The organism is Bacillus cereus group sp. MYBK5-2, assembly GCF_051915685.1.
Lineage (GTDB): Bacteria > Bacillota > Bacilli > Bacillales > Bacillaceae_G > Bacillus_A > Bacillus_A cereus.
In genome coordinates this window covers 329,122-343,395 of sequence record NZ_JBQAFE010000004.1, presented here as the reverse complement: position 1 = coordinate 343,395, position 14,274 = coordinate 329,122, and the positions used below count along the sequence as shown (strand labels likewise).

Below are 14,274 nucleotides of genomic sequence, written 5' to 3'. Positions count from 1 at the left end.
GTAAGAAACATCGATAGTGGCAAGAGTAGAGAGTGTATATAGTTGAAAATAGAGAATAGATGAAATGAGGGATGTCGAGATGAAAACAGTGCTAGAAGCAAAAAATATTGAAAAAGTATATGACACGGGTGGTAATAAATTTGCAGCGTTAAAAGGTATTAACTTACAAGTAAAAGAAGGTGAGTTCGTTGGAATTATGGGACCTTCAGGTTCTGGTAAGACGACTCTACTAAACGTTCTTTCTACAATTGATAATGCGACGAACGGTGAAATTTTAATTGATGGAAAAGATATCGTAAAAATGAATGACGATAAGTTAGCGTTATTCCGCCGCGATCATTTAGGTTTCATTTTCCAAGATTATAACTTATTAGATACGTTAACGGTGAAAGAGAATATCGCTTTACCACTTGCGTTATCAAAGGTGAAAGCGAGTGAGATTGATCGCCGCGTTCTTGAAATCTCAAAGAAATTCGGTATTGATCATATTTTAAGTCAGTTCCCATATCAAGTATCTGGTGGACAGAAGCAGCGCTGCGCAGCATCACGTGCGATTGTTACAAATCCAAGTATGATTTTCGGAGACGAGCCAACTGGAGCACTTGATTCTAAATCAGCAACAGATTTACTTGAAAGTATGAAGTCGTTAAATGAATATGATAACTCAACAATTTTAATGGTAACGCATGATGCATTTGCAGCAAGTTATTGTAAACGAGTTATTTTCATTAAAGATGGTGAACTATATAAAGAATTGCACCGCGGTGAATCGACGCGTAAACAGTTCTTCCAAAAAATTGTTGATGTAATGTCTTCTATTTCTGGGGGTATGGCTGATGACCTTATCTAGCATTGCCCTCCGCAACATACAGCGGAACTTTAAAGACTACTTTGTATATTTTGCATCTATGATTTTTAGTATCGTTATTTATTTTACATTTAAAGCACTGCAATACAATTCACAAATGGAAAAAGCTGCAGAAGCTTCAAAAAAAATTAGCGGAGCGTTCCAAGTTTCAAGTGTCATGCTTATCATTTTCGTAGCAGTGTTTATTATATATTCGAACGGTTTCTTTACACGTAAACGTAAAAAAGAAGTTGGCTTATATTCGTTATTAGGTATCCGTAAAAGACAAATTGGTAAAATGCTCTTTTATGAAAATATGTTAATGGGATTAATGTCTTTAATTATCGGTATTGCGATTGGTAGTGTCCTTTCAAAATTATTCCTTGAACTGCTAGTAAGCATGATGGGATTAAACTTAAATGTTCATTTTGAAGTACCGATGGCTGCCATTATTGATACAGCACTTATTTTCTTTGTGATTATTTTATATACATCACTTCAAGGATATCGTTTAATTTATCGATTTAAGCTAATTGAACTTTTCCGCGCCGAACGTGAAGGAGAAGCAATGCCAAAAGGATCAGTTATTATGGCATTAATTTCAGTTGTCTTAATCGGTTCAGGTTATTTTTTAGCATTAATGTTCATGAAGGCTGTTAAATATGCAGACTTTATGGTCGTTGCATTATACATTTTATTAGCGACAGTAGCAGGGACTTATTTACTGTTTATGTTCTTCACAGTATTTGTATTGAAACGTGCAAGAAATAATAAGTCAGCGTTTTATAACGGTATGAATATGGTAACGACGTCGCAGCTACTATATCGTATTAAAGGAAATGCAAAATCACTTGCGACAATTTCTATTTTAAGTGCGGTAACATTAACAGCGGTTGGTACGTCAGTTACGATGTATTACAACACATTTACGCAATCAAAAGCAGTTGCACCATATAGCTATTCTTATGAGAAAAAAGATGCAGCGCTTGATAAGAAAGTAAATGCGATTTTTGCAGAAGAGAAGAAAGATCATCCGATTAAAGATCAATTTGAAATTGAGACAGTTCCTGTAAAAGGGAAGTTTGAAGGAGATAAAGTTGATTTCATCTTTAATATGAACTACAGTATCTCAGAGAAATATCAATTTATGTCTCAATCTGAATTTAATAAGCTTGCTAAGAAAATCGACGCAGAAACAGTGAATGTAGCTGCTGATGAAGCATTTATATATGATAGTTCGTATATTGAAGGACATGAGTTTAGTCCACAATATAAAGGAAACAAAGCAGTATTCCAAATTGGGAACGAAACGAAGCAATTAAAAATCCAAGGTGCAAATGACGTTGCGATTACAAATTTAGGTGAATTAGTTGTTGTCGTTTCAGATGAAATGTATGAACAAGCGAAACAAGCATTTGGAACACGTATTGTAAAAAATATTGATGTGAAAGATGAGAAAAACAGTAAAGTGTTAACGGAAAAATTAACAAAAGTGATGCCAGCTGGTGAATCAGAAATGGTGTTATCATTTAGAGATTTCTACACTGGTTTCCATATGGGGCTTGAAGGAACAGGATTAATGATGTTTATTGGAATGTTCTTAGGGCTTGTATTCTTACTAGCAACAGGTTCTATCATTTACTTTAAACAATTAACAGAAGCAAATGCTGATCGTGAGCGTTATGTTGTACTTCACAAAATAGGGGTCACAAAACAAGAAATGAAAAAAGCTATTGCAAAACAAGTAAGCTTTATCTTTGCAATCCCGTTAGTAATCGGAATCCTGCACAGCTTGTTTGCATTAAAAGGTTTAGGGAACATACTACCATTTGAAATTATGATTCCGCTTCTAATTAGTATCGGAGTATACGGCGCTATTTATATTGGATATTACTTCTTAACTGTTCGTTCTTATTATAAGATCGTGAGTGCGAAGTAATAAGGGGCAGCTATCGCTACAGGCGATAGCTGTTTTTTTATTCTTCATAAAATCTTAAGAAACTTCCTCAATTTTTATTAAGAAACGATAGTTATACTTAGACACAAGTTAAAAACTACCGAACGAATGAGGAGAGGTTTATATGCAACTCATAACATTCTTACATGAATTTATGAAACATCCGAAACATACTGGTGCAATTGCGCCAAGTTCAAAAATATTAGCAAAGAAAATGGTCGATGTAATTGATTTTAATAAAGCAAAATGTATTGTAGAGTTAGGGCCTGGTACAGGGGTCTTTACGAAAGAGATTATGAAGAGAAAAAAGAAGGAAACAATATTTCTTCTTATTGAAATTAATGAAGTGTTTTGCAAAGAGCTAAAGAGAAAATTTAAAGATGAGCAGAACGTCATTGTTATGCACGGTTCAGCTGAAAATATAAAGAAGTATATGGAAGAGTTCCATATAGAATGCGTGGATTACGTTTTATCGGGATTACCTTTTACTTCTTTACCAGAAGAAGTTTCAAAACGTATTTTAAACAATGTAATGGAAGCGATACATGAGAATGGTGAATTTATTACATTTCAATATTCACTTGTGAAAAAAGGATTTATACAGCATTTCTTCCCTGAAATTACACTAGAAAAAGTATGGCTCAATTTCCCGCCAGCCTACGTCTTTAGCTGTAAAAAAGAGCTAAGGAGAGCGTATGCATAATGGAATTACATGAATTATTATCCTATATTGAGCAGTACGGTTATTGGGCATTATTTTTCTGTTTATGGTTAGGTATTATCGGTATGCCAATTCCAGATGAAATGATTGTTATGAGCGGAGGATTTGTATCTTCATTAGGTATATTAAATGTTATTCCTGCGTTTTTATTAACGTATTTAGGCGTTGTGTCCGGACTTTCTTTAGGCTATATATTAGGGAAAATATTTGGTACAAAAGTACTTGATAAGCTAATGAAAAAGAAAAAAGCAAAGTATGTTGTGAAATCGCAAGAGATGGTAGAGAAGTATGGTCATTATGCATTAGTTACAAGTTACTTCATACCAGTTGTAAGACATGTTGTACCGTATTTAGTTGGAATGAATAACATGTCATTTAAGACGTATGCTTTGTATTCTTATATGACAGGATTTCTTTGGACACTCGTTTACTTTGTGCTAGGTTCTTTATTTGGACAACATATTGAAAGTATTGTAGCAGTTGCGATAGAGTATGGTGTGTATTTTGGCGGGAGCATTGCATTGATTGTGAGTGTGTTTTATTTTTACAGACAAAAAAGAAATACAGTGATGAGTAAATAAAGGAGGCGGCAGCCTCCTTTTATTATTAATATGGATTTATTTATCGAAGTGCTGATGCAAAGCCCTGTTACATTAAGAAAAAGTTAAGAAACCGTACGAGTTTTTATTAAGAAATGCTCTCTATACTTAGAAAGGTCTTATAGAAAAACATAATGAAAGGCGGAATATAGATGAAAAGATTTATTTTAGGATCATTACTTGTCATCATAGCAGGAGCGGCATATTTGTTAAATGGGAGTGCTACGATTGATAGAGTGAATCCATTTATTGATTTAGAGAACCATTACGCAATTATTGATAATGATGGAAAAGAATTAGGTGGAAATAAAGGCCGTGAGTATACAGTGAAAGCTTATGATGAGAAAGGTGAGGCAAAAGAAGTTACGATTAGTGAGGTTGATGAGTTGCCGAAAGGTTCGTATTGGCATGTAATTACAAGAGGGAAGTTTTTACATGACAAAGTGCAAGTAACGATAGAGAAAATTCCTGAAGGTGCGAAGGCAAAGTTAGGATTGTAAATATAAACCCGATTCTTGATGAGAGAATCGGGTTTGTTATTTTATGGTAAAATTTAGAGGGGAGGAGTGAGAGGCATGCTACTTATTGTTAGCCTTATATTGATTGGGATTATGTGCAGTATGAGAATAGTATCCTTACATATGATAGAACGACAAAAGATAGAAGAGCGATATGTATATTGCCCAAAATGTGATGTGAAAATTAGAAAAAGGAATGCTGCGCCTTTTTGTTCGAAATGTAATTTAATATTTTAGAGAAGGTAAAAAGGCAAAAACGAACATATTTCGGTTCGTTTTTGCCTTTTTTAATGAAGAATAAGAACAATTTTTCATTTCTCACTAATAACTTTTACAGTTACCTCCGCAGGAATAGCGTATTTTTTTAATAAAATCATTTTAAATGAAATTATTTTGGAGCTACATACGTTGAAACGTAAAATTGTTACTTATTTGTATCTATAACACTTTAAAGTGCGTACTTTTTATTGTGTTGTAGATAAGACATAATTACATACGTGAGAGGGAAATGAGTAGTGAGGAGCTAAAAAGCATCTATGTTATTTTTCATAACTATCGTGCTTTGATCGGCCAGTCCTTGTCACATTAATTGATATTCATTAAACATTTTTAAATAGATTTTAGGAGGAGATTTTAAATGAAAGATTTATTAAAAGGTACACTTGGTTTTGGTACGGCACCACTAGGTAATATGTACCGCAATATTCCGGAAGAAGAAGCAATCGCAACAGTGGATGCTGCTTGGGATAATGGTGTTCGTTACTTTGATACAGCTCCACTTTATGGATCTGGTTTAGCAGAGATTCGTCTTGGTGAAGCACTATCGAAAAGAAATCGTGATGAGTACTTCTTAAGTACAAAAGTAGGTCGAATTATTTCAGATGAATTGGAAGATCCATCTACACGTGATTTAGGTGAAAAAGGCGGACTGTTCGAATTTGGTCGTAAAAATAAAATTATCAACGACTACAGTGCGGACGCAACTCTTCGTTCTATTGAAGATAGTTTAAAACGTTTAAAAACAGATCGTCTAGATTTTGTTTATATTCATGACGTAGCACAAGATTTTTATGGAGATGAGTGGATTTCACAATTTGAAATTGCTCGAACAGGAGCATTCCGTGCACTTACTCAATTGCGTGATGAAGGTGTAATTAAAGGCTGGGGCCTTGGAGTAAATAAAGTAGAATCAATTGAACTTATGCTGGACTTAGAAGAAGCAAAACCAAATGTTTCTTTACTAGCTGGTCGCTATTCATTATTAGACCATGAGCGTGCGTTACAACGCGTAATGCCTGCGGCTGTAAAAAACAATATGGACATTGTTGTTGGTGGACCATATAGCTCAGGTGTTCTTGCTGGAGGAGCTCACTTCGAATACCAAAAAGCGTCACCAGAAATCATTGCAAAAGTTAATAAAATGAAAAACCTTGCAGATCGTCATGGAATCAGTATTAAAGCTGCTGCTTTACAATTTGCATTGGCTAATCCAGCAGTTGCTGCTGTTATTCCAGGTGCAAGTAAACCGGAACGAATTGCAGAAGACCAAGCTGCATTAAAAACAGTGATTCCGGCAGCGTTCTGGGAAGAAATGCGTGAACAAAAACTAGTTGCAGCTAATGCACCACTACCAATCAACGTTAAATAAAAAGGAGAGTAATTAACATGGCAAAGACTATTACATCTATTCAAATTCCAGCTTCACCTGAACAAGTATGGAAATTAATCGGAGGTTTTGATGCACTTCCAGATTGGTTACCGTATATTCCTAGCAGTAAAGTAACTGAAGGCGGACGTGTACGCCATTTAGCTAATCCTGATGGCGATGCGATTGTAGAGCGTTTAGAAGCATTTAATGAGAAAGAACGTTACTACACATATTCAATTATGCAAGCACCATTCCCTGTAACTAATTATTTATCTACAATCCGTGTTAAAGAAGGGAAAGATGCTAACACATCATTAGTTGAATGGTCTGGTAGCTTCACTCCTGTAGAGGTTACTGATGAAGAGGCAATTAATCTATTCTATGGAATTTATAAAGATGGTTTAGAGGCGTTACAACAAGCATATTTAGCTTAATTAATTTATTAAACAAAAAAATAGAGTGAGTATTTGAAAGCCTGCAGTGTAACAGCTGCAGGCTTTTTTATGAGTATAGAATTTCTTTTTAAGAAAATATATCTATACTCAATGCTGTTACTTAAAGAGAACATCACGAATTATAATAGAATGAAGAAACTGTGGATGTAAAGAGGGCAGAAGCACATATAGATCGAGAGCGTGACATCGTCCTTTGAAAACTCGGTGTCACGAAAAAAGAAATGAAAAAGGCAATCGCAAAACAAATGAGATTTATCTTCTTTATTCCTTTAGTAGTTGGTATAATACACACTTTATTTGCACTAAAAGGATTAGCGACAGTTATTCCGTATGAAATTGCAGTTCCGTTACTAATTAGCATCGGTGTGTATAGTGTTATTTATATTGGTTATTATTACTTAACGGTTCGTTCTTATTTTAGGATTTTTTGTTTATTTCACACTAATAAACAAGGTGGATATTACACTTTGTTTACAATGTATTTTTGTATAAATATATTGTAATTTGTTTTGAGTGATTATGAAATAGAAAATGGAAAAGTGTCGATAAATAATCGGAGTAGGTATTTTTTCTTTAAAATCTTATGTTCTTTAGTTGAGTTTCTTTTTAGAATTCATTAGATTTTTAATAAAAGTGAGTAGTGCTAATTAATAGGTAGTATAAATCTTGAAGTGGAAATAACTAGAGGTTAACGTAGAGTAATATATATTAGAAACACTTGCTACATATTTCTTAAGAATTCCAAAAAAGATTAGTAGAATGTGCTTAGTCATTCAGCTTTGCTTTTTTATTACCCAAAAATATTGTAGTGATTTAAAGTGAAAAGGGAGCATATTAATGGAGACACAAATCGTTATTGGAGTACCTGGTTTATGGAAAGATAGAACAGAATTAATACAAGAAGTTGTGAGTAAAAGTAACTATATATTAGCGGGAAATGTGATGCACCATAAGGAGAAAGAGATTGGCTTTGAAATTGATATATATGAACAAGACCCTTCTTTGAGAGAGGCTTTCTTCTATGCAGGTGGTGAGCGTTTTGATGAAGAATTGCTTCAGGAGTTGGAGAAGCATACTTATACAGTGTATGTTATTGCGAAAGTTGACGATACAGAGAGATTACAAGAAGTAATTGATGTAGGAATGGAACTTTTAAATGCAGGTGGACTTGCTTTAAAAGTTGAAACAGCAGGTGTGGCTTATTCGAAAGAAGAATGGCAAGAGCTTGCAGAGGATAAGGAAATCTTCCCGATGTATTCGCACCTTGTAACTTTAGTTGGAGATGAAGAGGACGGTTATTATTCATGTGGAATGCAAGCATTTAATCTACCAGACGTTGTTTTAGACGGAGGGATAGATCCGGAAGTAGCTGTAGATTTATTGAATGATTTTAACCTACATAATATATTGGAAAAACCTAATTTGAAAGATGGAGATACAATTAGTTTCATAGAAGATGCTCCAGTGTATCTTTTATCTCATTATATAGATAATCGTTATGAACAAGAAGATCCATTTTATAATCCGTGTGGGGTATGGAAGTTAGAGAGTGCTTCGGCGAAGAAATCTATCTTTCAAAAATTGGGGAGTGTGCTAAAAGGATGGAAAAATACATAAAAGAACAGAGGAGTATATGTGATAAATATAAAGCGGAGTATGTAGAATCTCCGAATGACTTGAAATTAGGAATAGCGCAAAATGTGAAAGATGGTATTGTTCCGATTAATGGGTTACGAATGCCTATAGAAAACGGAACGACAGGTTGGTACATTTGGGCTGGTGAAGAAATGGGGACAGAAGAAGATTTCTTTCTTCCTTTACATGTTCAACATATTGATGAATGGGCACCTGAAATAAAGAAGTATTTAGGGTTACCACCTGGTTGGAGATTTTTAATTGCTGGAGATTACGAGGACGTGTGGTATGATCCGAATTTGTTTGATGAAGATTTAGAAGAGGATGCAGATGCATGGGAAGAAAATATGCTACAAGAGTATGGATGATACATGCATAGCATATTAGCAGAAGATATTGATGGCATCCATGCTAATTATCATACGCATGGTTTAATCATCAAGATTTACAAATAGCATTAAATATGGATCCTGAAGTCGCGCATAGTGTTTTTTGTACCATAATAGAAGAAATAAAGAGCGGAAAAAAGTTTGAATAAGGGATTGAGTATACGAATATTATTGAAGGATATCCCATTATTATGAAGTCTTTCGCAGAGATGGATCGAGAAGTTTTGAGGGTTTTATTACCTGATGAAAGAGGGATTCTTCCTACTAGGTCAGAGTGTGATGAATGTTATAAGACTCAATTGGATGATATTGAGGAGAGTTGAAAAAAAGAGCTTGAAACTATTCAAGCTCTTTTTTTATCACTATTTATGTCCTAAAATATGCTCAATCTCATGCAAACTTAATTTACTTGCCTTAGCAATCGTTTCAAGTGGTATACCAAGATCATACATATTTTTAATCATTTGAATTTTTCCCTGCTGAACTCCTTCTTTTCGACCTTGTTCAATGCCTTTTTCAATGCCTTTTTCAATGCCTTTTTCAATGCCTTTTTCAATGCCTTTTTTAATTCCTTTTTTAATTCCTTGTTTCATCCCTTGTTCCATTCCTCTTTTTATTCCTTCTGTCTCTGCATGGGCGAATTTTGCTGCTTCATCCATTAAAACTTTCTCCCTTGCGTCATAGGCTTGCCGGAAAGAAGAATCTTGACTCATACGTTCCCATTTATTTATCGCTTTTTGTAAAATAGGATCTTCGTTCATAGCAATATCCTCCAATAGTTTAGTTAAGTGCTCATCCTCATTTGCTGAAAGCAATAAAAGCCAACGAACAAATGGATCTTTCCACGGATTTACTTTTTCTTCATGCCATTGTTCAGTTAACTTTGGAATTTCTATAATGTGGATTTCTATGTCTTCACTCAGGAGTTTTTGTTGTTGTGTATTCCATAATATGCTCGTTGTATGGAAGGCTAGGTGTTCCGAAAACATTACGAAGTTTAGTAAGTTTATGGTGAGGGTTTTGTGAAGTGCACTGTAGGGCATCCCTTTTTGTAGTTGAGATGTGTATAGTCTTCCCCAATAATATAAACTGCGTTTAACCATATGGTGATTATTATTGAGTTGTATTTCTACATTAACTTTTGTTCCTGTGTCTAATGTCGCTGAAATGTCTAAAATCGATAACTTATCCTCTTCATATTCCCTGTGTAAATGTGGATCTTCTAGTTGTAGAGAAGCAATGGGCGACTCTAAAGACTCTTGTAACATAGCATTTAAAAATGCAATTAGAATATCTTCGCTACCATTCGTACCAAACAATTGTTTAAATGCAAAATCAATGCGTAAATTAACTAACTGTTGGTTGAACAAAGTTTGTCCTCTCCCTTATATGAAGGTGCTTCTTTCTTTCATTGTACATAAAAAGAACTAGAGTATGCAAACAAGCCATTCTTCTATTTTTTAGTAGTGTTATTAGAATGTCACAGGTAAGTATGGTTATGTTATACTCTAGTGAAATTTAAAAAATATTTTTGTTTATATCGAGGTGAAGATGCTACATATGCAAAAAGATATTTTAAAACTATTAGATAAAAAGCAAAGTAAGTATGAATTTCCTGCCTTTGATAATGAATATATTGATATTTCACAAGTGAAATTCTCTCTTTTCTTTAAAGATACTAAGGATTGGCTAATGGTGTTTCAAATTGTTGGTGTAGGTTCATTAGGTGTATGTAATGATATTCAAGTATATGGCGATAGAATTACTCATTCAATGGGTGATGATTGCATTTTACAATTAAATAATGGCGATTATGAGTTGTTTGATGATGAAGGTGAATTTATACCGAATATTTATAACGGCAGTTTAAAAATTCGCGAGCATCATTTTGAATATGAATTTACAGAAGAAGATTATATAAATAATGGAATAGAAGTACAAACGACAGAGCATTATCCAACATACTTCATGCGTATGCTTGCTACTAATGAGGAAGCTCAAAAATTATTGTGGTGGGATAAAGGAGAAATTTTAGAAGAGTTCGGTTTAGAAGGCGACTGGGAAGTAGCGTATGAAACGGAAGAATGGAAACATGTTGAAGACGAAAAAGTAAGTGAAAATGAATTCTTCCAATCAGTAGCCGCTGCAATAGAGAAGAAAGATCCAAGTGTTATTGTGAATGAAAATGCTAATACGCATTGGAGAAATTGGATAGAGTTTGATTGTGACTGAAAAGGATAGGAGAAAGAATAACAAATGAAAAGAAGAAGAAAATCCGGAGAAAAAGTACAAATGCATCGTTTTGCACTACCTCTATGCTACGGAAGTGAAGCACCATATTATTATTACAAGGTAGCGCCCCATGAAAGAGAGGAACGCTTCCATTTAACATCAGATCTTTGTGTAATGGATGATGAACATTATTTTATTAGAGGATGTTTAGAGATTCCTATCATTGACTACCACGAAAATTTCATATGGACTGTTTGGGTATCACTTAGTAAAGAAAGTTATGATGAAGTATTAGAAAAGTGGGATGAGAGAGGCCGAGAAAATAGTGATCCTTATTTTGGTTGGTTATCTGTAGAAATACCATTTTATCCAGAAACATTAAATTTAAAAACAAATGTACATATAAGAGAAGTTGGAACGGCACCGTATGTTGAATTAGAGCCAACCGAGCATCCTTTAGCGATCGAACAAAGAAATGGAATTACTTTAGAGAGGGTTAAAGAAATACAAGAAATGATTCAACGACATAACTAGATTAGAAGAGAAAAAAACGAGTGCTAGCACTCGTTTTTTTCTTTACACAACCGCAGGATTATAAATCATCGTAAAGTGTCCTGGTAATAATTCAATGTGACAAGGTGTATGAAGCGAACTTTCTCCATCTGTATCTACTTCTTTTTCTTCTTTCGTTTCAATATGAATGGATTTCGCTTTTACGTGGAAGATGTCATTTTCATTTGAGTCTTCAAATAGTTTCTTTCCGATGTAATCTTTAAATGCTTGAATACCTGTTGATTTGACTACGAAAATATCAAGTGTTCCGTCATCACATTTTACGTTTGGAATAAAGGATGGAATACCACCAAGATATTCCCCATTTCCAACCATGACAAGGACAGCTTCGTCTTCATATACTTGTCCGTCATAAGTAATTTTTACTGGGAATGTTTCAGCATTTTTTACAGTTCGAATTGTGCTTAAATAGTAACCGATTTTACCAAGCTTTGCTTTTTCTTCTGCATCGATATTGTTTGATACTTCAGATACGAGGCCAATTCCCCAGAAGTTTAAGAAATGTTGTCCATTTGCTTTTGCAACGTCAACTGGTTTTATGTGTTCTTTTGTAATAAGTTTTGCCGCTTCTGCAATGTTTTGCGGAACACCAAGTGTGCGAGAGAAGTCGTTGCAAGTTCCGCCTGGAATGATTGCAAGTGTAGGTCTAGTTTCGAGAGGTGCTAAGCCATTTGTGCATTCAAATACTGTTCCATCACCACCAAAGACGATAATTAAATCTACTTTACTAGCAAACTCTTGGCAATATTTTGTTGCATCACCTTGTTTTTTCGTATGAAGGATATGTAGATCAGGAAAAGCTGCGGCAAGAGGTGGTACGATTTTCGTTAAATTTGTATGTAAGTCACCTTGACCAGCTTTCGGATTTACGATGAGGAGTACTTTTTCAAATTTTGTCTTTGTCATATTTCATCTCTCCCTGTAGTTTGTAAATGGAAAGAAAGGAGCTGTTCCCATGTATTTTAGAACAGCTTCTCCCTATTAATTGGGTGCTAACATTGTCAGTTATTGTCGGTAAGTCGATATATTTAAAAAATCGCTGATATAATTTGAGTTACGGTCGATATATTTTGAAAATCGCCGATATACATTTTATGTACTATCGATTTTTTAAGTTATACGATTATTCCGTTACAACTGAAGCGATGAATGGTAAGTTACGATATTTTTCCGCACAGTCGATACCGTATCCAACGATGAATTCGTCTGGAATTTGGAAGCCAACATATTCAGCTGTTAAGTCTACTTTACGACGTTCTGGCTTATCAAGTAATGTACAGAACTTGAGTGCTTTTGGTTTATGCATAAAGAAGTGGTCTTTTAGGAAATGAAGTGTTAAACCAGAATCGATAATATCTTCTACAACAATTACGTTTTTTCCAGTAATGTTTACGTCGATATCTTTTAGTAGTTTCACTTTTCCTGTTGTTTCTGTTTGATTTCCGTAGCTAGATGCAGAAATAAAGTCAATTGTTACATCATTTTTGATGTGACGAATTAAATCAGCAGCAAATACGAATGAACCTTTTAATACTGCGATAACTACGATTTCTTCTCCTTCAAAGTCACGTTCGATTTGAAGTGCTAATTCTTTAACTTTTGCTTGTAATTGTTCTTCAGAAATTAAAGTGTCTTTTATTTCAATATTCATTGTAATCCTCCTACAGTGTAAAACTTGCGAACATTTCGACTGTAAAGGATAGAATAGAAAAAGTCAAAGGAGATAGTAATTTTTTACAAAGATAACGCCAAAATCATCTGATGATATGATATACTAAGTGTATTAAGAAAACGCTTCCATAAAGGGTGAATATGATGAAGAAGAAACAGTACACAAGTGTAACATTTATAAAAGCATTACTTTTAACAATTGTTCTTGGCCTGTTGGCTTACGTAATTGATGTACCTGCGATTCGTATTTCATTAATTGGAATGACTTTAGTGTTAGGAGCAATTTCGCACGGTATGATGTCGCAGCTAAAAGAAGCTGGACTTGATGATATGAGAGATCATATAGATAAAAAGTAAGAAACCTTCATTATATCGAGTGAAGGTTTTTTTGTTTCTTACAAAAATGTAAGGTAGTTGTAAGGCAAATCGATAGTTGCATAATAGCATTTTGGATAAACTATGGGTGTAAGGTAAAAGGCAAGCATATTTTAGGTAAATTAAGTTTTAGGCACTCTATATGTGAAAAAGGAGTAGGAGGGCATGGAGAAACGTTGGACGACCTTTTCTTTTTTAGCGACTAGTAACACCGTAATACTAGATGGAAAAATGGATTTTTTGCACTTGTTTGATCGTGAAGATGATCATTCTTCTTCTAAATTTACAATGAAATGGAATAAATGGAGCGAGAGTTGTAGGTTTGAAGAAGAGGCCCCTAACGAAGAGCAAAAGATTATTTTAACAAACCCTATTAAAGCGTGGGTTGTTCAACGTCGTAAGTGTAACGTCAAAAATCACTTCAAGAAAACTGAGCCGAGACAATTAGTTATCGCTCCAGCCCGTTCTACTTCCAAATCACGCGAAAGTAACATGTAAATAATTGAGACACACACCCGAAAAAAACATCGTACATATTGCGATGTTTTTTTCTTTTTCTACAATGAAATCTTTAAATGAAATATATTTCATCTGCATCTTATATTTATATCTCTTGCTTATTCTAGTAATACATCCGGTGCGAGTTGATGTGAA

The 14,274-nt window shown here is 34.3% G+C and carries 16 protein-coding genes and 2 pseudogenes; 15 read left to right on the top strand and 3 right to left on the bottom strand.

The window, feature by feature from the left end; genetic code table 11:
• Window positions 1–79 precede the first annotated feature (79 nt).
• The 11 genes and pseudogenes from ACTFP3_RS17550 (at window position 80) to ACTFP3_RS17500 (ending at window position 9,092) form a co-directional block, all read left to right on the top strand.
• Window positions 80–850, top strand: a complete 771-nt coding sequence (locus tag ACTFP3_RS17550) for an ABC transporter ATP-binding protein (RefSeq protein WP_000859655.1) — start codon at window positions 80–82, stop codon at window positions 848–850.
• A complete protein-coding gene (locus ACTFP3_RS17545) occupies window positions 837–2,786 on the top strand; it encodes an ABC transporter permease (protein WP_048656647.1) in 1,950 nt (649 codons plus the stop codon). Before ACTFP3_RS17550 ends, ACTFP3_RS17545 begins: the two co-directional genes overlap by 14 nt.
• A 142-nt stretch (window positions 2,787–2,928) precedes the next feature.
• Window positions 2,929–3,507: an rRNA adenine N-6-methyltransferase family protein gene (locus tag ACTFP3_RS17540; protein WP_153595548.1), complete on the top strand. Its 579-nt coding sequence runs from the start codon at window positions 2,929–2,931 to the stop codon at window positions 3,505–3,507.
• Window positions 3,507–4,106 carry a DedA family protein gene (locus ACTFP3_RS17535; RefSeq protein ID WP_440010910.1) on the top strand — a complete coding sequence of 200 codons (600 nt, stop codon included), beginning with the start codon at window positions 3,507–3,509 and terminating at the stop codon, window positions 4,104–4,106. Before ACTFP3_RS17540 ends, ACTFP3_RS17535 begins: the two co-directional genes overlap by 1 nt.
• A gap of 170 nt (window positions 4,107–4,276) precedes the next feature.
• A complete protein-coding gene (locus ACTFP3_RS17530) occupies window positions 4,277–4,624 on the top strand; it encodes a YxeA family protein (protein WP_000819384.1) in 348 nt (115 codons plus the stop codon).
• A gap of 75 nt (window positions 4,625–4,699) precedes the next feature.
• Window positions 4,700–4,879, top strand: a complete 180-nt coding sequence (locus ACTFP3_RS17525) for a hypothetical protein (protein ID WP_153595550.1) — start codon at window positions 4,700–4,702, stop codon at window positions 4,877–4,879.
• A 400-nt stretch (window positions 4,880–5,279) separates the two neighbouring features.
• Window positions 5,280–6,290 (top strand): aldo/keto reductase, encoded by a 1,011-nt coding sequence (locus tag ACTFP3_RS17520; protein WP_006929197.1) that lies wholly within the window; start codon window positions 5,280–5,282, stop codon window positions 6,288–6,290.
• 17 nt (window positions 6,291–6,307) lie between these two features.
• The gene (locus tag ACTFP3_RS17515; protein ID WP_006929196.1) at window positions 6,308–6,724 is read left to right on the top strand and encodes an SRPBCC family protein; all 417 of its coding nucleotides are present in this window, start codon (window positions 6,308–6,310) and stop codon (window positions 6,722–6,724) included.
• 179 nt (window positions 6,725–6,903) lie between these two features.
• A pseudogene (locus tag ACTFP3_RS17510) lies at window positions 6,904–7,170 on the top strand (FtsX-like permease family protein); the annotation flags it as partial.
• Between the two features lie 412 nt (window positions 7,171–7,582).
• Entirely contained in the window at window positions 7,583–8,362 is a 780-nt protein-coding gene (locus tag ACTFP3_RS17505) for a DUF4261 domain-containing protein (RefSeq protein ID WP_086386038.1), read from the top strand.
• Window positions 8,347–9,092: pseudogene (locus tag ACTFP3_RS17500) on the top strand (DUF4262 domain-containing protein). Before ACTFP3_RS17505 ends, ACTFP3_RS17500 begins: the two are co-directional and overlap by 16 nt.
• 39 nt (window positions 9,093–9,131) lie before the next feature.
• Here the strand turns inward: ACTFP3_RS17500 and ACTFP3_RS17495 are convergent.
• Window positions 9,132–10,139 (bottom strand): Rpn family recombination-promoting nuclease/putative transposase, encoded by a 1,008-nt coding sequence (locus ACTFP3_RS17495; RefSeq protein ID WP_440010907.1) that lies wholly within the window; start codon window positions 10,137–10,139, stop codon window positions 9,132–9,134.
• 190 nt (window positions 10,140–10,329) lie between these two features.
• Here ACTFP3_RS17495 and ACTFP3_RS17490 point away from each other — a divergent pair, with 190 nt between their 5' ends.
• Together ACTFP3_RS17490 and ACTFP3_RS17485 are read left to right on the top strand one after the other, a co-directional pair.
• Window positions 10,330–11,001, top strand: a complete 672-nt coding sequence (locus tag ACTFP3_RS17490) for a DUF7003 family protein (RefSeq protein WP_001168087.1) — start codon at window positions 10,330–10,332, stop codon at window positions 10,999–11,001.
• 24 nt (window positions 11,002–11,025) lie between these two features.
• Window positions 11,026–11,535: a DUF2199 domain-containing protein gene (locus ACTFP3_RS17485; protein ID WP_440010905.1), complete on the top strand. Its 510-nt coding sequence runs from the start codon at window positions 11,026–11,028 to the stop codon at window positions 11,533–11,535.
• A 42-nt stretch (window positions 11,536–11,577) separates the two neighbouring features.
• On the opposite strand, the gene ACTFP3_RS17480 is transcribed toward ACTFP3_RS17485, so the two are convergent.
• The gene (locus ACTFP3_RS17480; RefSeq protein WP_000167901.1) at window positions 11,578–12,480 is read right to left on the bottom strand and encodes a diacylglycerol/lipid kinase family protein; all 903 of its coding nucleotides are present in this window, start codon (window positions 12,478–12,480) and stop codon (window positions 11,578–11,580) included.
• Window positions 12,481–12,697: 217 nt separating this feature from the next.
• Window positions 12,698–13,225: a hypoxanthine phosphoribosyltransferase gene (gene hpt / locus ACTFP3_RS17475; protein WP_001019295.1), complete on the bottom strand. Its 528-nt coding sequence runs from the start codon at window positions 13,223–13,225 to the stop codon at window positions 12,698–12,700.
• Between the two features lie 161 nt (window positions 13,226–13,386).
• Here hpt and ACTFP3_RS17470 point away from each other — a divergent pair, with 161 nt between their 5' ends.
• Window positions 13,387–13,602 (top strand): hypothetical protein, encoded by a 216-nt coding sequence (locus ACTFP3_RS17470; protein WP_002001286.1) that lies wholly within the window; start codon window positions 13,387–13,389, stop codon window positions 13,600–13,602.
• A 183-nt stretch (window positions 13,603–13,785) separates the two neighbouring features.
• On the top strand, window positions 13,786–14,118 hold the full coding sequence (locus ACTFP3_RS17465; RefSeq protein ID WP_440010903.1) for a hypothetical protein: 333 nt from the start codon (window positions 13,786–13,788) through the stop codon (window positions 14,116–14,118).
• The last annotated feature ends 156 nt before the right edge of the window (window positions 14,119–14,274 follow it).

Coding starts and splice junctions, on each gene's coding strand:
- ACTFP3_RS17470 (WP_002001286.1), top strand. CDS start 13,387: ATGATGAAGAAGAAACAGTACACAAGTGTAACATTTATAAAAGCATTA.
- ACTFP3_RS17480 (WP_000167901.1), bottom strand. CDS start 12,480: ATGACAAAGACAAAATTTGAAAAAGTACTCCTCATCGTAAATCCGAAA.
- ACTFP3_RS17530 (WP_000819384.1), top strand. CDS start 4,277: ATGAAAAGATTTATTTTAGGATCATTACTTGTCATCATAGCAGGAGCG.
- ACTFP3_RS17525 (WP_153595550.1), top strand. CDS start 4,700: ATGCTACTTATTGTTAGCCTTATATTGATTGGGATTATGTGCAGTATG.
- ACTFP3_RS17505 (WP_086386038.1), top strand. CDS start 7,583: ATGGAGACACAAATCGTTATTGGAGTACCTGGTTTATGGAAAGATAGA.
- ACTFP3_RS17545 (WP_048656647.1), top strand. CDS start 837: ATGACCTTATCTAGCATTGCCCTCCGCAACATACAGCGGAACTTTAAA.
- ACTFP3_RS17535 (WP_440010910.1), top strand. CDS start 3,507: ATGGAATTACATGAATTATTATCCTATATTGAGCAGTACGGTTATTGG.
- ACTFP3_RS17485 (WP_440010905.1), top strand. CDS start 11,026: ATGAAAAGAAGAAGAAAATCCGGAGAAAAAGTACAAATGCATCGTTTT.
- ACTFP3_RS17490 (WP_001168087.1), top strand. CDS start 10,330: ATGCAAAAAGATATTTTAAAACTATTAGATAAAAAGCAAAGTAAGTAT.
- ACTFP3_RS17520 (WP_006929197.1), top strand. CDS start 5,280: ATGAAAGATTTATTAAAAGGTACACTTGGTTTTGGTACGGCACCACTA.
- ACTFP3_RS17515 (WP_006929196.1), top strand. CDS start 6,308: ATGGCAAAGACTATTACATCTATTCAAATTCCAGCTTCACCTGAACAA.
- ACTFP3_RS17465 (WP_440010903.1), top strand. CDS start 13,786: ATGGAGAAACGTTGGACGACCTTTTCTTTTTTAGCGACTAGTAACACC.
- hpt (WP_001019295.1), bottom strand. CDS start 13,225: ATGAATATTGAAATAAAAGACACTTTAATTTCTGAAGAACAATTACAA.
- ACTFP3_RS17550 (WP_000859655.1), top strand. CDS start 80: ATGAAAACAGTGCTAGAAGCAAAAAATATTGAAAAAGTATATGACACG.
- ACTFP3_RS17540 (WP_153595548.1), top strand. CDS start 2,929: ATGCAACTCATAACATTCTTACATGAATTTATGAAACATCCGAAACAT.